Origin of the sequence: Kitasatospora viridis (assembly GCF_007829815.1) — a bacterium.
In the GTDB taxonomy this organism is placed as follows: Bacteria; Actinomycetota; Actinomycetes; order Streptomycetales; family Streptomycetaceae; genus Kitasatospora; species Kitasatospora viridis.
The window spans coordinates 426,978-442,433 of record NZ_VIWT01000001.1 but is presented as its reverse complement, the minus strand read 5'-3'; the positions used below and the strand labels follow the sequence as shown (position 1 = coordinate 442,433).

Sequence of the window (15,456 nt, the reverse complement as noted above, 5' to 3'; positions counted from 1 at the left end):
GATCAGCCGCGCGGCCGGCGCAGCCCGGCGGGCAGCGCGAAACGCAGCAGCAGCGCGAACAGCACCTGGGTGGCCACGGCCAGCAGCACCACCAGCAGCGCGCCGCCGAAGGTCTGCGCGAAGTCCTGGGTGGCCAGCCCGTCCACCACGTAGCGGCCGAGGCCCCCGAGGCCGACGTAGGCGGCGACCGTGGCGGTGGCGATCACCTGGACGGCCGCCGTGCGCAGCCCGGCCAGCAGGGCGGGCAGCGCCCACGGCACGCAGACCTGGAGCAGCACCTGACGGTGGGTCAGCCCGATGCCGCGGGCGGCGTCCCGCAGTTCCGGGTCGGTGGACCGCACGCCCTCGCAGGCGGCCACCAGCAGCACCGGTGCGGCCAACGCGACCAGCGGCACCAGCACGGCGGTCTCGCCGACCCCGGCCAGCAGCACCGCGAGGGTGACCAGGCCGAGGGTGGGCAGCGCCCGGGCCGCGCCGCTCAGCGCGGTGACCAGCCCGGCCGCCTTGCCGGTGTAGCCGAGCAGCAGGCCCAGCGGCACCGCGATCAGCACCGCCCAGCCGAGCGCCTCGCCGGAGAAGACCAGGTGCTCGGTGATCCGGTGGACGATCGAGTCCGGTCCGTGCTGCCGGTCCGCCGAGCCGAAGAAGTCGGAGAGCCAGGAGAAGACGTTCACCGGCCCACCGCCTCGCGCCGGGCCCACGGTGCCAGCAGCCGGCGGGCCAGCAGCAGCACCGCGTCGGTCACCAGGGCCAGTGCCGCGACCAGCACGATCCCGGCCACGATCGGGGTCGGGAAGGTGCGCTGGAAGCCGTCCATGAAGAGGTAGCCCAGGCCGCCGCGGCCGACCAGCGCGCCGACGCTGGCCAGCGAGATGCTGGAGACCGCCGCCACCCGCAGACCGGCCATCAGGTACGGCACCGCGGCCGGCAGTTCGACCGCGGCCAGCCGGCGCCACGGCCCGTAGCCCAGCGCGGTGGCCGCCTGCCGGACCGGCTCCGGCACCGCGCGCAGCCCGTCCACCGTGGTGGGCAGCAGCACCGCGAGCGCGTAGCAGGTGAGCGGGATCATCACGGTGGCCTGGGTGGCCAGCCCGGTGTACGGGATCAGCACGACGAAGACGGCCAGCGCCGGCAGCGCGTAGATCACGTTGAAGAGCGCGGCGAGCGGCTGGTAGAGCCGCCCGTAGCGGGTGCAGAGCAGGCCGAGCGGCACCGCGATCAGCAGGCCGATCAGCACCGGGAGGAGCGAGATCTCGGCGTGGTCGACCAGCAGGCCGCGCAGGTAGCCGAGGTGGCTGCGCACCCAGTTCCAGCGGACCAGGGGTTCATCGCCCATCGGTGACCCCCGAGGCCGTTATCCCGGCGGCGGGCTGCGTCCTCGTGTCGGGGCCGGCCGCGTCCAGCGCGTCCAGCACGGCGGCGCGCGGGGCCAGCCCGAGCACCCGGCCGTCCCGGTCCACGGCCACGGCCGCCCGGGCGGGGGAGAGCACGGCGCTGTCCAGGGCGGTGCGCAGGGTGTCCGCGCCCGGCTGGTAGACGGCGACCTGACGGATCGTTTCTGTACGGTCCAGCGGGACACCGTCGACCGGGGCGCGCGCCGGGCCCTGCCAGCCGGTCGGGCGGCCGTCCTGGTCCACCGTCAGGGTCCAGCCCTCGAACGGCTCGCCGGCCGGGCGCAGCGGGATGTCGGTCGCCGGGCGCAGCGCCAGGCCGCGCAGGCCGCGGTCCCGGCCGAGGAACGCGGCCACCTGCTCGTCGGCGGGGGCGGCCAGCAGGGTGGCCGGGTCGGCCACCTGGGCGATCCGGCCGTGCTCGCGCAGCACCACGATCTGGTCGCCGAGCCGCACGGCCTCCTCGATGTCGTGGGTGACGAACAGCACCGTCTTGTTCAGCTCGGCCTGCAGGCGCAGCAGTTCGTCCTGGAGCCCGGCCCGGACCACCGGGTCGACGGCGCTGAACGGCTCGTCCATCAGCAGCAGCGGCGGGTCGGCCGCCAGCGCCCGGGCCACGCCGACCCGCTGCTGCTGGCCGCCGGAGAGCTGGAACGGGTAGCGGCGCGCCGTCTCGGGTGCCAGGCCGACCAGCTCCAGCAGCTCCATCGCCCGCTTCCGGGCCCGCCGGCGGTCCCAGCCGAGCAGCCGGGGCACCGTGGCGATGTTGTCCACCACCCGGCGGTGCGGGAACAGGCCGGCCTGCTGGATCACGTAGCCGATGCCGCGCCGCAGCTTCGCCGCGTCCAGCCGGGCGACGTCCGCGCCGTCCAGCAGCACCCGGCCCGAGGTCGGCTCGACCATCCGGTTGACCATCCGCAGGATGGTCGTCTTGCCGCAGCCGGACGGGCCCACCAGCACGGTGGTCCGGCCCTGCGGCACGGTGAGGTCGAGGCCCTCGACGGCGAGCGTGCCGTCCGGGTGGCGCTTGGCGGCGCCGTCGAATCTGATCACGTGAACGTTCCTGGCCAGGGTGCCGGGGCACCGGTCGATGGACTCCAAGTCGATGAGGTCCGGAGGTGACGGGGCGTCGGGACCGGCACCCGTGGCTGCCTGCCCGTGTCAGCACCAAGGGAAACCCTCGACGGCGATCGGTGACGCATCCGACACGCCGCAGGATCTGGCATATTGTCAGATCCTGCGGTGTCAGTTCTGTGAGGCCGGGAACTCACGCCCCCGGCGCGGTGGGCAGCCCGGCCGCCTCCCAGGCGCGGAACCCGCCGTCCAGGTCGGTCGCCCGGTGCAGGCCCAGCTCGCGCAGCGAAGCGGCCGCCAGGCTGGAGGCGTAGCCCTCCGAGCAGAACAGCACGATCTCCAGGTCGTAGCCGGTGGCCTGCGGGATCCGGTGGCTGCCGGTCGGATCGAGCCGCCACTCCAGCACGTTCCGCTCGATCACCAGGGCGCCCGGGATCGCACCCTCCTCGGCCCGCTGCTGGACCGGGCGGATGTCCACCAGCAGCGCGCCGGCCCGGTGGGCGGCGTGGGCCTGCTGCGGGTCCGGGCGGTGCACGCCCGCGCGGGAGCGGGCGATCAGGTCGTCGATGGTGGTCACCACTGGTCCGGTCCTTCCACGGCCGTCTGCTTCAGGCCGTCGGCCCGCAGCTCGTACCGGGTCATGCCGCCGAGCGGCGGGGAGTATGCGTGCAGGGTCACGGCGGGGCCGTTGGTCGTGTTGCGCACGTCGTGCAGGTAGTCCGGGCCGAACGCGCGCACCGAGCCGGCCGGCAGCCGGCGGGTGTGCAGGGCGCCCTGGTCGCCGCCGAGCGAGAGCTCCTCCAGCTCGCCCAGCGCGACCGTGAACGCGCCGCGCGAGCCGCCGTGGTCGTGGAAGCCGGTGGACTGCCCCGGCAGCCAGCTGATCAGCCAGACCTCGTGGTCCTCGGTCAGGGCCAGCCGCTGGTACCAGCGTTCGTCCGAGGAGAGCCGGACCAGGTGGATCCACTCCTGCGGCCGGTCGGCCAGCTCGGCGACGAGGGCGCGCAGCTCGGCGGGGGTGAGGGGGGCGGTGCTCGTCGTGGTGGCGGTGCTCGTGGTGGTGCTGTTGGTCATGGCGGACCTCGGCAATGGCGGAGCGGGGCGCGGAGCGGCCCGGGACGGAGGTGCGACGGCGCGTGCGGAGGGCGTGCGGCGTGCGCGGAAGGCAGGACGGCCGCCGGCGGACGGGTCCCGGAACGCACCACGGGATCAGCCGGTCAGGCGGAAGAGCGGGGGAAAGGCAGTCTCAGCTGCTCAGCAACAGGCACACATGTCGCTCGCCTGGCGTCGCAGATCGACGTGCAGGCGGCAGACGAGGAAGGTGCCGTGCTCCATGCCGCAGATAGTGGTAGATCCGCGACCGGCCCGTCAAGCCGGACATGCGGCTATCGTGTGGTCACGCCGCGAGTGCGGCGTTCGGCAGAGCGCATGGGGGAGCAGCCCGTGGACATCGACGCCACCGTCATCCAAGCCGTCACCACCGCCGCCAGTGCGGCCGGCACCGCCGCCGGGGGCAAGGCCTGGGAGAGCCTGCAGGCCATGCTGACCCGGGCGCTCAAGCGACGGGCGACCGGCGCCGAGGTCGCCACCGTCGAGCCGGCTGCGGCGGTGCAGGTCGACCCGGGCAACGAGCAGCAGGTCCGCGAGCTGTGCGGGGTGCTGCTGGAGCGGCGGGAGCAGGACCCGGAGCTGGCGGCGGAGCTGGCGGGGTGGCTGCGTGCGCAGGGCGGGACGCACATCGGGAGGCTGACCAACTCGCTCAATGACAAGGCCCGGGCGGATCAGGTCATCCAGACCGGTCAGATCAACGGAGGAATCACCTTCAACATGTGACATGCCGTCAGCCCCCGGGGCTGCGGTCCCCGGGGGCTGACGTGTCTTCAGTTGCCCGGCGCCGCCGTGGCGGTGTCCTGCGCGGCGTCCGAGTCGGCGGCCGCGGCTGCGCTGTCGGCCGCGTTGACCTTCTGCTCCATCGAGCTGAGCTGCGGGTCGGGCGTCGTCGTGGTGGTGGCGGCGGGCTGTTGCGGGGCGGCGGCGGGCGCCGAGCTGCCGCAGCCGGTCAGCAGCACGGTGGCGGTCAGGGCGACCGCCGCCGTGGCGAGCAGTCGCCTCACTGGGCCTGACCCTGGCCCAGACCCTGCGAGGTGCACCAGGTGGCGACCGCGTTCAGGTCGCTCTGACGGGTGCTCAGGGTGCCGACCAGGCTCTTGCGGTAGGTGAGCCGGTCGTTCAGGTAGGTGTAGACGGCGGTGTGGCCGGCGTTCTGCGCGTCCGTCACCCGCTGCTGCAGCCGGGCGATCGAGCCGACCTCGGTGGCCGGCCCGTTCAGCCGGTTCAGCGCCTTCTGGATCCGCTGCTCGGTCTTCGGCAGCCGCTTGCAGATGCCCTTGGCGCCGTCGCTCTTCGGCGCGGCGGCCGTGGTCGCGGCCTGCGCCGGCGCGGCCGTCGCGAGCAGCGCCGCACCGAGCGCGAGAGTACCGGCAGCAGCAGCGGCCTTGCGGTAGGAGAGCATGGCGAGGTCCTCCGTTCGTGGGACGTCCGGGCGTTCGCCCGACTGACCCGTACGGTAGGGAGCCTCTTTGTGGAAACCCTGTGGGACGCAGGCCGTTCAGTGCGAGGCGGTGATCCAGTCGCGCCGGGCGGGCAGCGGCAGGGTCGGCGCGTTCGGCCGGACCAGCGGCAGCCGCAGCTCCATCCGGCAGCCCGTGCCGCCGGGCGGGTCGGTGACGGTCACCGTGCCGCGATGCAGGGCCGCCTGCTGGGCCACCAGGGTCAGGCCGAGACCGGAGCCCGGGCTGTCCGGGCGGCGGTGGAAGCGGTCGAAGACGGCGGCCCGCTCGGCCGGCGCGATGCCCGGCCCGTGGTCGTCGACGGTGAGCACCGCCTCGTCGCCCTCGCGGCGCAGGCCCACCGTGATCCGGGCCGGTTCGCCCGGCCGGGCGCCGTGCACCGCCGCGTTGCCGAGCAGGTTGTCGCAGGCGATCCGCAGCCCGGCCTCCCAGCCGAAGACCCGCAGCTCGGCCGTCGCCGGGAGGCCGGCGAGCTGCAGGTCGGGTCGGCGCCGGCGCAGCTCGACCAGCGCGGCGGTGAGCGGCTCGGCCAGGTCCACCGGGCCGAACGCCTCCTCCTCCACCAGGTCGCCGCGGGCCAGCGTGCGCAGCGCGGTGAGCAGGTCGAGCAGCCGGCGGTGGTCGTCCCGCAGGTCGGCCAGGATCTCCGCGCGGTCCGGGTCCGGCAGGTCGGGGTGGGCGGCCAGCACGTCCAGGTTGGTCTGCAGGCCCATCAGCGGGGTGCGCAGCTCGTGCGAGGCGGCGGCGGAGAACGACCGGGCGGTCTCCAGCGCCTGGGCGGTGCGGGCCGCCTGCTCGTCGTAGCGGGAGAGCGCCCCGGTCAGCGCGGCCGCCAGCTCGTCCACCTCGCCGATGCCGCTGGGCCGGTGGGTGAAGCCGGCCGCGCCGGCGCCCGGGTCCAGCTCGGCGGCCTGCCGGCCGAGCCGGCTGAGCGGAGTGGCCGCGCGCCGGGCCACCGCGAAGGCGAGCAGCCCGCCGACAGGCGCGGCCAGGCCCGCCACCAGCAGGATCCGCCCGCGCACCGCGTCGACCTGCGGGTTCGTGGCCGAGGAGGGCACGGCCAGCCAGAGCGTGCCCGGGTTGGCACCGGCGACCTGACGGGCCAGCAGCTGCCAGCTGCGCCCGTCCGCCTGCACCGTCACCGGCTTGGTGGCGCTCGCCGGGTCGGGCAGCGTGCTCGGCATCGGTCCGCCGCTGGTCACCGGCTGGCCGGCGGCGTCGTCCACCCGGACGCCGACGTCCAGCGCCGCCTCCAGCAGCTTGCGGTGCTGGTTCTGCTCGACCTGGCTGCGGCCCTGGCGGTCCGCGTTGAGCAGCGCCCGGACGTTCGGCAGCACCGCCTGGGCGCGGTCCTGGAGCTTGGTGTTCTGCTCGGCCCGCAGGTCGTGGGTGACCAGGCCGAGCAGCAGCGCGCCCGCGCCGAGCACGAGGACGCAGACCACCGCGCCGGACCAGAGCGCGATCCTGGTGGCGAGCCTCATCTCTGCACCCCCGGTATCCGCAGTACGAACCCGACCCCGCGCACGGTGTGCACCAGCCGCTCCCGTCCGCCGTCCTCCAGCTTGCGGCGCAGGTAGCTGACGAAGGTGTCGACGGCGTCGGTGCGCACCTCGAAGTCGTAGCCCCAGACCCGGTCCAGCAGCTGATCGCGGGTCAGCACCAGGCCGGCGTTGCGGGCCAGCTGCTCCAGCAGCTCGAACTCGCGGCGGGTCAGGTGCACCGGCTCGCCGTCCCGGCGCACCTCGCGGGTGGCGGGGGAGATCTCGAGCGGGCCGACCCGCAGCACGCCGTCGCCGGCGGGCGGACGGCGGCGCAGCAGGGCCCGCAGCCGCAGCACCAGTTCCTCCAGCGCGAACGGCTTGACCAGGTAGTCGTCGGCCCCGGCCTGGAGCCCGGACACCCGGTCGCCCAGCTCGTCCAGCGCGGAGAGCATCAGCACGGGCAGGTCGCAGCCGTCCGCGCGGAGGCGCCGGCAGACCTCGGTGCCGGACAGGTCGGGCATCGAGACGTCGAGCACGACGACGTCCGGCGGCGTCTCGGCGATCATTTCCAGCGCTGTCGTGCCGCCGTCGGCCGAGCGCACGGCGAACCCGCTCAGCCGCAAGCCGCGCTCCAGGGAGCGGCGGATGGTGGCGTCGTCGTCCACCACCAGGACCTGTCCGGTGTGCTCGGTGCTGAGCGTGCTGAGCGTGCTGGCCATGGGCGACACGGTCGCACGGTCCGATGAGAGTTTTCTCAGCAACCGGGAAGACGGTGAGTGGCGTCCCACTCCATGACGAAAGGGGAGGACATGGGTGTTCTGAGTTGGATCGTGCTGGGCCTGCTGGCCGGGGCGATCGCCAAGCTGCTGCTGCCCGGCCGCGACCCGGGCGGCCTGATCGTCACCACGCTGATCGGCATCGCCGGCTCGTTCGTCGGCGGCTGGCTCTCCTCGCACTTCCTCCACCGCCCGGTCGCGCGGCACTTCTACGACCTGCAGACCTGGGTCGCCGCCATCGCGGGGGCGCTGGTGCTGCTGATCGTCTACCGGCTGCTGTTCGGCAACTCGCGGCGCTGAGACGCGGATCCAGAACGGGTCCGCCCGGAGATCGGGTCAGCTGTCGGTGTCCTTGGGATGCCGAGGCGAGGCGTAAACGAGATGGACGGTGCGGGTGGGCTCGTCGATCAGGTAGCGGACGCGCCCACCGGCGGTCACCTCGTACTCCCACTGCGGCAACTCCGTTCCTCCCAGGACACGGGTCGCCAGGCGCCCGCGGAGTCGGTGCTGCCGATCCGGGTCGGTCAGGGAGTCCGGCGCGGTGCGGAGCGCTTCGAAGCAACGCCGGGTGTTCCCAGGTGCCTCCACACAGAGATCGCCCCACCCCTTCGCCGCCTCGTTCGTGGCGAACCGCAGTCGCCACTCGCCACCGATCGGGGGTGGTGGGACATCGTCGCCACGCTTGGGGCTCACGGGGCCGGCACCTCACCGTGGTCCTCGCTGGGGAGGGGCTCGGTGAGCTGCACGGCCAGGCTGGGATCAGCCAGGATCCGGGCGGTGGCGCGCCATTCGACGATCACGCGGTGCAGATTGGCGTGGACATCCAGCTCGACCACGTCGCGGGTGGCGTTTATGAGGTCGACGACGAACTCCCGAACCTCTTCGGCCGACAGATGTCGAGTCCACGGGAAGACCTCGGGCAGCGCGAGAAGGACGGCGCGCGCCCCCTCGTCGCTGGCGATCAGCGCGGCGAACAACCGCGCGGTGACATCGGCGGTCTCCTCGCGCTCGCGGTCGTGACGCTCGGTGGTCAGATAGAGATCCTCGCCGTCCCGGCGCGTCACATGGACCCGCTGGGCCTGTTCGACGGTGTCCGCGACACGCTTCGAGTTCTTCGAGAGGTCGGAGAACGACACGGTGAGAGTGGACATGGGTTCACGCTATTTCGGAATACGTTCCGAAGTCAACCGTTCGGCATTGATCGTGCAGGTACTGCACGCCGCCGCGGGGGCTGGGGCGGCGCTGGATCTAGGATCACCCGCAGACGACAAGGGGGGTCCTCATGCGAAGCACCGCCTCGGCACGACGCCGAGTGGCACTGCTGGGCGCCGCGCTGTTGTGCGCGGCCACCGGATCCGGCCCGTTCGCCGGGGCGGCCGCGGCCGCCCCGGCCGGGCCGGTGTGCGGGCAGAACACGGTCACGGTGGCGGGCGGCTACGAGGTCGGGGCCGGTGAGTGGAACGCGGACCCGGCCAAGGTCCAGCAGTGCGTCAGCACCGACGGCGGCGCCGACTTCACGCTCACCACCAGCCAGTTGACCGCCGGCACCATCACCAACCCCAACCAGGGACCGGGCGCCTACGCCTACATCAAGCCCCTCCAGGGCCTGCCGATCCCGGTCGCCTCGCTCGGTGACGCGACGAGCAGCTGGCACACGACCCAGGGCGTCCCGGGCACCTACGACGCCGCGTACGACCTGTGGTTCAGCGCCAACGCCACCAGCTGCGACCCGACCGGCAGCGACGAGCTGATGATCTGGCTCAACGGCCAGGGGCCGCAGGCCAAGCCCTACGGTCCGACCGCCGTCGGCACGGTCGACATCGGCGGCACCGGCTACCAGGTGAACGCGGCGACCATCTCGCCGACCCACCACCTGATCAACTATCAGCTGCCCACCGCGACCACCGCCGTCGACCACCTCGACCTGCGGCTGTTCGCGATCGACGCGATCAGCCGGGGCTACCTGCCCCAGGCGCAGTACCTGTGCGGCGTCTCCGCCGGCTTCGAGGTCTGGGAGAACGGCACCGGGCTGGCCACCAACGCCTTCTCCTTCGAGCCCGCCACCGGCCTGCCCACCGGCGCGGTCACCTCGGGCATCCCGGGCCGCTGCCTGGACGACTACCACTCGGCGACCACCGACGGCAGCCCGGTCGACCTCTGGGGCTGCAACGGCACCAACGCGCAGACCTGGACCTTCGCCGACGACGGCACCCTCCAGGTACTGGGCAAGTGTCTGGAGCCCACCGGCACGGCACCCGGGAGCCCGATCGTGATCGGCCCTTGCACCGACGCCGCCGCGAAGTGGCGGCCCGGCGCCTCGCACTCGCTGGTGAACGCGGGGACCGGTCTGTGCTTGGACGACCCCAACTCGTCGACCACCTGGGGCGTGCAACCGCAGCTCTACCCCTGCAACGGCACCGCCGCCCAGCAGTACCGGCTGCCCTACAACGGCGTGCAGATCTCCGGCGGACTCACCAACGCGGCCGCCCAGAAGTGCCTCACCGACACCTCGGCGGGAACGGCGGCCGTGCTCTCCGGCTGCACCTACACCGGTGCGCAGATCTGGACCCTCGCCAACGACGGCACCCTCCGCGCCCTCGGCCAGTGCCTCCAGCCGACGGCCACCGGCTCAACGGTCACCCTCGCCACCTGCGACGGCACCCCGGGCCAACAGTGGGCCGTCCACCCCAGCGGCTACCTGAGCCACGTCGCGGATGGACTCTGCCTCGACGACCCCCAGAGCTCGACGGTAGCGGGCGTGCAGCTCCAACTCGCGGGCTGCACGGTGTCGAACAGCCAGACGTGGTACCTGCCGTCCTGACCCGGACAGCAGCTGGTGGATGGGCCGGCAGATGGGACAGTGAGCGACGAAGGCCTCGGGTTAGCTGTGATCGAGGCCTCTTCCTACTTCTTTGATAATCTGGCTCCATGACTGAGACGCCATACAGCATTGGCGAGGGACCAGCCACTAGGGTCAGCCTCTCGCTGCCCGAAGGTACGGCTGAGGCGATTCGCCAACGCGTGGGCAAGCGCGAGTTCTCGGCCTTCATCGCCATGGCCGTCGAGCGGGAACTGCGCGGCCAGATCCTGGACGAGTACCTCGCCGACTATGAGCGCCGGCAGGGCCCGATTTCGGCGACCGAGCAGGACCGGGCCCGCCAGGTCTTCGACGAGGTGTTCGCCGAGGAGGGCGAATGGCCCGTCGCAAGCTGAGTCACGAGGGAACCTTGGTGCTCGACTCCGAGGGCCTCTCCAAGCTGCTCAATGATCACGAGCCCGCTGTCGCGATGGTCGCTGAGGCTCGCAGGCGGGGCATGGAAGTGGTGATCAGCGCTCTGACCATCATCGAAGCCGTCCACAGTCGCACTGACCAGGCTCGACTGCGATGGATCCTGTCGGGTCTGCGGATCGTGCCGATCGGCGAAGAGGAGGCGCGAACCGCTTCGGCGATACTGATCGGCGCGGGCCTGCACGGTCACAAGTACGCGATCGACGCGGCCGTGGCCGAGATGGCGCTGCGTCAGCAGCGGCCGGTCGTGCTGCTGACGTCGGACGTCGACGATATGACCAAGCTCTGCGGTGATCGCGTGAGGATCGTGGCTGTCTGACGGACTGGCTTGTTGGAGCGGTGATGCGTCGGGCCAGGGACGTCTCCGTGCCGGTCATCGCGTACATCCGGTGGGAGCATGCTCGACGTTGCCGCCCGATGGCCGGTCGAGCTCGACGTCATGTCCTACGCGTCGAACCCGAGCGGGCGGGCCGGGGCAGTGCCACGGTGGCTGTCGTCAACTAGCCTTGGCCTCCCAAGCTGAGGTTCGGGGGACGCATGCAGGGGACGGTTCTTGACGGTCGGTACCGGTTGGAGGCCCTTCTCGGGCACGGCGGCATGGGTGCGGTGTGGAGCGCCCATGACGAGCGGCTGGACCGCGAGGTGGCCGTCAAGCTGATTCGGAGTCAACTCGGTCGTGCTGACTCGGAGCTGGGCTCCCGCTTCCGGCGTGAGGCGAGGCTCGCGGCGCAGTTGCTCGGCCACCCGCACATCGTCGCCGTGCTCGACTTCGGCGTGCAGCAAGACTCCGGCGGCCAGGGCACGCCCTTCGTGGTGATGGAGCTGGTCCGAGGCAGTTCCCTCAAGGACGTCGTCACCAGCCGCTCGCAGGTGTCTCCCGCTCAGGCCGTCGAATGGTGTGCACAGGTCTGCGACGCGCTCGCCGCTGCGCACGGTGCCGGGATCGTGCACCGGGACATCAAGCCCGACAACGTGCTGCTGGTCAAGCAGCCGGTCGGTGGCAGCAGCGGCATCGTCAAGGTGGTGGACTTCGGCATCGCCGCCTACCTGCATGCCGACCGCACGAGGATCACCCGGGACGGCGAAGTCGTGGGCTCGGCGCACTACATGGCACCGGAGCGGATGGAGCCGGGGCAGGCGGTGGATCCGCGCTCGGACCTGTACAGCGTCGGCTGCCTGCTCTACGAACTCCTCACCGGGCGGCCGCCGTTCGAGGCCGATGACACGCTCGGCGTGATGTGGGCCCATGCCCGCTCGCAGCCGGAGGCGCCGAGTCGCCGGCGTGAGGGCATCTCGGCCGCGCTCGACGAGCTCGTCCTGGGGCTGCTGGCCAAGCAACCCGACGACCGGCCGGCCGACGCGGCCACGGTGCGCGACGCACTCCGCGTCATAGAAGCCGGCGGCGTCGAGGACAGGAGCGCGGGCGGCGGGCAGACCGAGGTGGTGCGGCTGGCCGCGGATCTCGCCGCTGATCTGGAGCGGGCCTTGGGCCCGGACCACCCCGACACCCTGGCGGCCCGACAGGACCATGCGCGGTACGTCGGTGAGGCCGGGGACCACGCGGAGGCAGTGCGGCTCTTCGCGAGCGTGGCCGCTGACCGTGAGCGTGTGCTGGGTCCCGGTCACCTCGATGCCCTGAACAGCCGGGATCACCATGCGTGGAACGTTGGTGTGGGCGGGGACCGCGTGGAGGCTGCCCGGCTCTTCGCGAGCGTGGCGGCGGACCGTGAGCGGTTCCTGGGCGCCGACCACCCCAGTACCTTGCGCAGCCGCCACAACCATGCGGACAACGTCGGCGCGGCCGGGGACCGTGCGGAGGCGGTGCGGCTGTGCGCTGATGTTGTCGTTGATCGTGAGCGGGTCCTGGGCGCCGACCACGTCGACACGCTGATCAGTCGAAGCCTCCACGCGTGGCACGTCGGTCAGGCCGGGGACTACGCGGAGGCTGCTCGGCTCTACGCCCGTCTGGCCGCCGATCGTGAGCGTGTGCTCGGCCCCGACCATCCCGACACCCTGAACGCCCGATCCAATCAGGCGCGGCGCGTCAGTGAGGGCGGAGATTATGCGGAGGCCGCTCGGCTCTTCGCGCGCCTGGCCGCTGATCGTGAGCGTGTGCTCGGCCCCGACCATCCCGACACCCTGAGCACCCGGCACGACCACGCGCGGTACGTCGGAGAAGCCGGGGATCGTGCGGAGGGTGCTCGGCTCTTCGCGCGCGTGGTCGCTGACCGTGAGCGGTTCCTGGGTGCCGACCACCCCGGCACCTTGAGCAGCCGCCACAACCATGCGTACAGCGTCGGCGGGACTGGTGACTACGTGGAGGCCGTGCGGCTCTGCGCCGGCGTTGTCGCTGATCGTGAGCGGGTCCTGGGCGCCGACCACGTGGACACCCTGATCAGCCGGAACCTCCATGCGTCCTACGTCGGTGCGGGCGGGGATCACGTGGAGGCCGCACGGCTCTTCGCCCGGCTGGCCGCTGACCGTGAGCGTGTGCTCGGCCCTGACCATCCCGACACGCTGCGCGCCCGCCGCGGACACCTGTCGAACCTGGGCAAGGCCACGGGCCGGGTCTGACACTGAAGCGGGCCCGGGGGTGGCAGCCCCCGGGCCCGCTCGTCCAGCGGTTACTGACTGAGCATCAGCTCGCGTTCAGCGCCGTGTCGTCGATCACGAAGCTGGTCTGGGCGGAGGAGGAGTTCTCCACGCCCTTGAACTGCAGGGTGACGCTCTTCCCCGCGTAGGCGGAGAGGTCGTAGGTCTCCTGGACGTAGCCGTTGTTGGCGTTCAGGTTGGAGAAGGTGGCGATGGTGGTGCCGTTCGCCGTGACGGTCAGCTTGTCGGAGGCGGTGCTGCCGGTCTTGGCGGTGTCGATGTGCAGCCAGAACGAGAAGCTCGCCTTGCAGCCGGCCGGGACGGAGACGGTCTGGGCCAGGGTGTCGGTGTGGGCGGAGCCGTAACCGTCCAGCCAGGCGTCGTAGTTGCCGCTGTGGGCCGGCTCGCTGACGGTGTCACTGTTGATCACGCCGGCGGTCGCGGTCCAGGGGGAGGCGGAGCCGGTCTCGAAGCCCGGGTTGCCGAGCAGCTGGCCGCTGCCGGTGCAGGTGCCGCCGGAGCCGGTGACGGTCCAGGTGAAGGAGGTGGTGCCGGTGGCGCCGGTGGTGTCCTTGGCGGTGACGGTCACGTTGTTGCTGCCCGCGGTGGCCGGGGTGCCGGTGATCAGGCCCGAGGAGCTGATCGACAGGCCGGCCGGCAGGCCGCTGGCCGAGTAGCTCAGGGTCTGACCGGAGGCCGAGTCGGTGCCCTTGACCTGGAGCGAGACGGCGGTGCCGGTCGCGGTGGTCTGGTTGCCCGGGTTGGTCACCGAGACGGTGTTGCCGCCGGTGCTGCCGCCGTTGGTGAAGGCGGTCAGGCCGTTCGGGGTGCCGAGGCCGGTCGGGCCGTCGTAGCCCGGGCCGGCGGTGCACAGGTAGGACGGCGAGCAGGTGCCGTTGTTGCCGGTGGTGACGTCGTTCAGCGCGCTGGTGTGCTGGTACGGGTACTTGGCCGGGTAGTCGCTCGCGCCCGGGGTGCCCGCGTCGGCGTAGACCGAGGCGATGATCGGCGAGGAGGCGCTGGTGCCGCCGTAGACGTTCCAGCCGGAGCCGCCGTAGGTCTGGTAGACCGCGACGCCGGTGGCCGGGTCGGCGACGGCGGAGACGTCGGAGATGGTGCGGTTGGAGCAGCCGCTGTCGGTCTGCCAGCTCGGCTTGGGGTCGTAGGCCGAGCAGCCGGAGCCGGTGCCCTCGGTGCTGCTGGTGGACCAGACCGACTCGCTCCAGCCGCGGGTGCTGGAGTCCTTGGTCAGCGAGGTGCCGCCGACCGAGGTGACGTACTGCGAGGCGGCCGGGTACTCGGCGCCGTAGGCGGAGTCACCGGCGGAGACGGTGATCGCCACGCCTGGGTGGTTGAAGTACTGGCTGTCCGAGGTGGTGTCGGTGGAGTCCTCGGAGCCGCCGTAGCTGTTGGAGACGAACTTGGCGCCCTTGGCGACGGCCTCGTTGACGGAGGCGCCCAGGTCGCTCATGTTCGCCGAGGTGGCCTCGACGAGCAGGATGTGGGCGTTCGGTGCGACGGCCGAGACCATGTCCAGGTCGAGCGAGATCTCGCCGGCCCAACCGGTGTCGGCGGTCGGGTAGTTGGTGCTGCCGTCCTCGGCGATCTTGCTGAAGCAGCCGTTCGCCGTGGAGCAGGCGGGCAGGCCGTACTGGCTGCGGTAGGTGGCCAGGTCGGACTCGGCGTTCGGGTCGTCCTGGGCGTCCACGATGGCGACGGTCTGGCCGGCGCCGCCGTTGGCCGGCAGGTTGTAGGCGCTCTGCAGGTCGCCCGGGCCGTAGCCGGAGGGGGTGGCGTTCGGCGACACGGCGTTCAGGGCGAACGCGTGCGGCTGGGCCACGTTGGTGCGGACCAGCGCGAGGCAGGCCATCTCACCGGGGTGGGTCGGGGCGGCGCAGACCCGCTTCACCGCGTCGGAGCCGGCGGGGGTCGTGCCGGTGGCCGCGTGGGCGGTGGGGGCGAGCAGGCCGAGCACGGTCAGTGCGCCGGCCGGCAGCAGTGCGGTCAGCGCGCGAGCGCGCTGACCGCGGGGGGAGTGGGTGCGCAAGTGAACCCTCCGTGGGGGTCGTTGAGGTTCCCGGGAACCGCGCGCGGCGAGTGCAGGCCGGCGCGGTGTGCGCTGTTCCGTGAAGGAGGGGTCGTCAATGTCACGTGCATGACACGTGAAAGCGCAAAGAAGGGCCCCGCGCCGACCCGGTGGGGTAGGGCGGCGCGGGGTCGAGGTTAGGGGCCATTAACTCCGGGCGGCAAGGCATCGCGCACAGCTTTAACCGGCCGGTAACT

18 protein-coding genes are annotated in these 15,456 nt (G+C 72.3%); 6 read left to right on the top strand and 12 right to left on the bottom strand.

Annotated features, from left to right (window positions below; all coding sequences use genetic code 11):
* Positions 1-2: 2 nt before the first annotated feature.
* The 5 genes from FHX73_RS02035 to FHX73_RS02015 form a co-directional block, all read right to left on the bottom strand.
* The gene (locus tag FHX73_RS02035) at positions 3-674 is read right to left on the bottom strand and encodes an ABC transporter permease (RefSeq protein ID WP_145902964.1); all 672 of its coding nucleotides are present in this window, start codon (positions 672-674) and stop codon (positions 3-5) included.
* Positions 671-1,336, bottom strand: a complete 666-nt coding sequence (locus tag FHX73_RS02030) for an ABC transporter permease (RefSeq protein WP_145902963.1) — start codon at positions 1,334-1,336, stop codon at positions 671-673. Before FHX73_RS02030 ends, FHX73_RS02035 begins: the two co-directional genes overlap by 4 nt.
* A complete protein-coding gene (locus FHX73_RS02025; RefSeq protein ID WP_145902962.1) occupies positions 1,326-2,444 on the bottom strand; it encodes an ABC transporter ATP-binding protein in 1,119 nt (372 codons plus the stop codon). The genes FHX73_RS02030 and FHX73_RS02025 overlap by 11 nt, the downstream gene beginning before the upstream one ends.
* 214 nt (positions 2,445-2,658) lie before the next feature.
* On the bottom strand, positions 2,659-3,045 hold the full coding sequence (locus FHX73_RS02020; RefSeq protein ID WP_145902961.1) for a rhodanese-like domain-containing protein: 387 nt from the start codon (positions 3,043-3,045) through the stop codon (positions 2,659-2,661).
* The gene (locus FHX73_RS02015) at positions 3,039-3,539 is read right to left on the bottom strand and encodes a cysteine dioxygenase (RefSeq protein ID WP_145902960.1); all 501 of its coding nucleotides are present in this window, start codon (positions 3,537-3,539) and stop codon (positions 3,039-3,041) included. Before FHX73_RS02015 ends, FHX73_RS02020 begins: the two co-directional genes overlap by 7 nt.
* Before the next feature lie 354 nt (positions 3,540-3,893).
* On the opposite strand from FHX73_RS02015, the gene FHX73_RS44425 reads away from it, so the two are divergent.
* The gene (locus FHX73_RS44425; RefSeq protein ID WP_170304806.1) at positions 3,894-4,298 is read left to right on the top strand and encodes a hypothetical protein; all 405 of its coding nucleotides are present in this window, start codon (positions 3,894-3,896) and stop codon (positions 4,296-4,298) included.
* Positions 4,299-4,345: 47 nt separating this feature from the next.
* Here the strand turns inward: FHX73_RS44425 and FHX73_RS02005 are convergent, their stop codons facing one another.
* The 4 genes from FHX73_RS02005 to FHX73_RS01990 form a co-directional block, all read right to left on the bottom strand.
* On the bottom strand, positions 4,346-4,579 hold the full coding sequence (locus FHX73_RS02005; RefSeq protein ID WP_145902959.1) for a hypothetical protein: 234 nt from the start codon (positions 4,577-4,579) through the stop codon (positions 4,346-4,348).
* Positions 4,576-4,977: a hypothetical protein gene (locus tag FHX73_RS02000; RefSeq protein WP_145902958.1), complete on the bottom strand. Its 402-nt coding sequence runs from the start codon at positions 4,975-4,977 to the stop codon at positions 4,576-4,578. The genes FHX73_RS02005 and FHX73_RS02000 overlap by 4 nt, the downstream gene beginning before the upstream one ends.
* Positions 4,978-5,073: 96 nt before the next feature.
* Positions 5,074-6,516 carry a sensor histidine kinase gene (locus FHX73_RS01995; protein ID WP_145902957.1) on the bottom strand — a complete coding sequence of 481 codons (1,443 nt, stop codon included), beginning with the start codon at positions 6,514-6,516 and terminating at the stop codon, positions 5,074-5,076.
* A complete protein-coding gene (locus tag FHX73_RS01990; RefSeq protein WP_145902956.1) occupies positions 6,513-7,235 on the bottom strand; it encodes a response regulator transcription factor in 723 nt (240 codons plus the stop codon). The genes FHX73_RS01995 and FHX73_RS01990 overlap by 4 nt, the downstream gene beginning before the upstream one ends.
* 90 nt (positions 7,236-7,325) lie before the next feature.
* Between FHX73_RS01990 and FHX73_RS01985 the strand changes: the two genes are divergently transcribed.
* Positions 7,326-7,592: a GlsB/YeaQ/YmgE family stress response membrane protein gene (locus tag FHX73_RS01985; protein ID WP_145902955.1), complete on the top strand. Its 267-nt coding sequence runs from the start codon at positions 7,326-7,328 to the stop codon at positions 7,590-7,592.
* A gap of 36 nt (positions 7,593-7,628) precedes the next feature.
* Here FHX73_RS01985 and FHX73_RS01980 read toward each other — a convergent pair whose 3' ends face one another.
* Both FHX73_RS01980 and FHX73_RS01975 read right to left on the bottom strand, forming a co-directional pair.
* Positions 7,629-7,985, bottom strand: a complete 357-nt coding sequence (locus FHX73_RS01980; RefSeq protein WP_145902954.1) for a hypothetical protein — start codon at positions 7,983-7,985, stop codon at positions 7,629-7,631.
* On the bottom strand, positions 7,982-8,443 hold the full coding sequence (locus tag FHX73_RS01975) for a prevent-host-death family protein (protein ID WP_145902953.1): 462 nt from the start codon (positions 8,441-8,443) through the stop codon (positions 7,982-7,984). The genes FHX73_RS01980 and FHX73_RS01975 overlap by 4 nt, the downstream gene beginning before the upstream one ends.
* A 131-nt stretch (positions 8,444-8,574) precedes the next feature.
* Here FHX73_RS01975 and FHX73_RS01970 point away from each other — a divergent pair, with 131 nt between their 5' ends.
* The 4 genes from FHX73_RS01970 to FHX73_RS01955 all read left to right on the top strand — a co-directional run bounded on the left by FHX73_RS01970 (position 8,575) and on the right by FHX73_RS01955 (position 13,155).
* A complete protein-coding gene (locus FHX73_RS01970) occupies positions 8,575-10,113 on the top strand; it encodes a ricin-type beta-trefoil lectin domain protein (protein WP_145902952.1) in 1,539 nt (512 codons plus the stop codon).
* Positions 10,114-10,220: 107 nt separating this feature from the next.
* The gene (locus FHX73_RS01965) at positions 10,221-10,505 is read left to right on the top strand and encodes a hypothetical protein (protein ID WP_145902951.1); all 285 of its coding nucleotides are present in this window, start codon (positions 10,221-10,223) and stop codon (positions 10,503-10,505) included.
* Entirely contained in the window at positions 10,487-10,900 is a 414-nt protein-coding gene (locus FHX73_RS01960; RefSeq protein WP_145902950.1) for a PIN domain-containing protein, read from the top strand. The genes FHX73_RS01965 and FHX73_RS01960 overlap by 19 nt, the downstream gene beginning before the upstream one ends.
* Before the next feature lie 218 nt (positions 10,901-11,118).
* Positions 11,119-13,155, top strand: a complete 2,037-nt coding sequence (locus FHX73_RS01955; RefSeq protein WP_145902949.1) for a serine/threonine-protein kinase — start codon at positions 11,119-11,121, stop codon at positions 13,153-13,155.
* A 64-nt stretch (positions 13,156-13,219) separates the two neighbouring features.
* On the opposite strand, the gene FHX73_RS01950 is transcribed toward FHX73_RS01955, so the two are convergent.
* Entirely contained in the window at positions 13,220-15,043 is a 1,824-nt protein-coding gene (locus FHX73_RS01950; RefSeq protein ID WP_246213752.1) for a putative Ig domain-containing protein, read from the bottom strand.
* Positions 15,044-15,456 lie beyond the last annotated feature (413 nt).

What these genes read in the sequence shown, in the direction of transcription:
- FHX73_RS01990 (WP_145902956.1), bottom strand. Translation starts at nt 7,235, where the DNA reads ATGGCCAGCACGCTCAGCACGCTCAGCACCGAGCACACCGGACAGGTC.
- FHX73_RS01955 (WP_145902949.1), top strand. Translation starts at nt 11,119, where the DNA reads ATGCAGGGGACGGTTCTTGACGGTCGGTACCGGTTGGAGGCCCTTCTC.
- FHX73_RS01965 (WP_145902951.1), top strand. Translation starts at nt 10,221, where the DNA reads ATGACTGAGACGCCATACAGCATTGGCGAGGGACCAGCCACTAGGGTC.
- FHX73_RS02000 (WP_145902958.1), bottom strand. Translation starts at nt 4,977, where the DNA reads ATGCTCTCCTACCGCAAGGCCGCTGCTGCTGCCGGTACTCTCGCGCTC.
- FHX73_RS01970 (WP_145902952.1), top strand. Translation starts at nt 8,575, where the DNA reads ATGCGAAGCACCGCCTCGGCACGACGCCGAGTGGCACTGCTGGGCGCC.
- FHX73_RS01950 (WP_246213752.1), bottom strand. Translation starts at nt 15,043, where the DNA reads ATGGCCTGCCTCGCGCTGGTCCGCACCAACGTGGCCCAGCCGCACGCG.
- FHX73_RS02030 (WP_145902963.1), bottom strand. Translation starts at nt 1,336, where the DNA reads ATGGGCGATGAACCCCTGGTCCGCTGGAACTGGGTGCGCAGCCACCTC.
- FHX73_RS01995 (WP_145902957.1), bottom strand. Translation starts at nt 6,516, where the DNA reads ATGAGGCTCGCCACCAGGATCGCGCTCTGGTCCGGCGCGGTGGTCTGC.
- FHX73_RS01975 (WP_145902953.1), bottom strand. Translation starts at nt 8,443, where the DNA reads ATGTCCACTCTCACCGTGTCGTTCTCCGACCTCTCGAAGAACTCGAAG.
- FHX73_RS01960 (WP_145902950.1), top strand. Translation starts at nt 10,487, where the DNA reads ATGGCCCGTCGCAAGCTGAGTCACGAGGGAACCTTGGTGCTCGACTCC.
- FHX73_RS44425 (WP_170304806.1), top strand. Translation starts at nt 3,894, where the DNA reads ATGGGGGAGCAGCCCGTGGACATCGACGCCACCGTCATCCAAGCCGTC.
- FHX73_RS01985 (WP_145902955.1), top strand. Translation starts at nt 7,326, where the DNA reads ATGGGTGTTCTGAGTTGGATCGTGCTGGGCCTGCTGGCCGGGGCGATC.
- FHX73_RS02015 (WP_145902960.1), bottom strand. Translation starts at nt 3,539, where the DNA reads ATGACCAACAGCACCACCACGAGCACCGCCACCACGACGAGCACCGCC.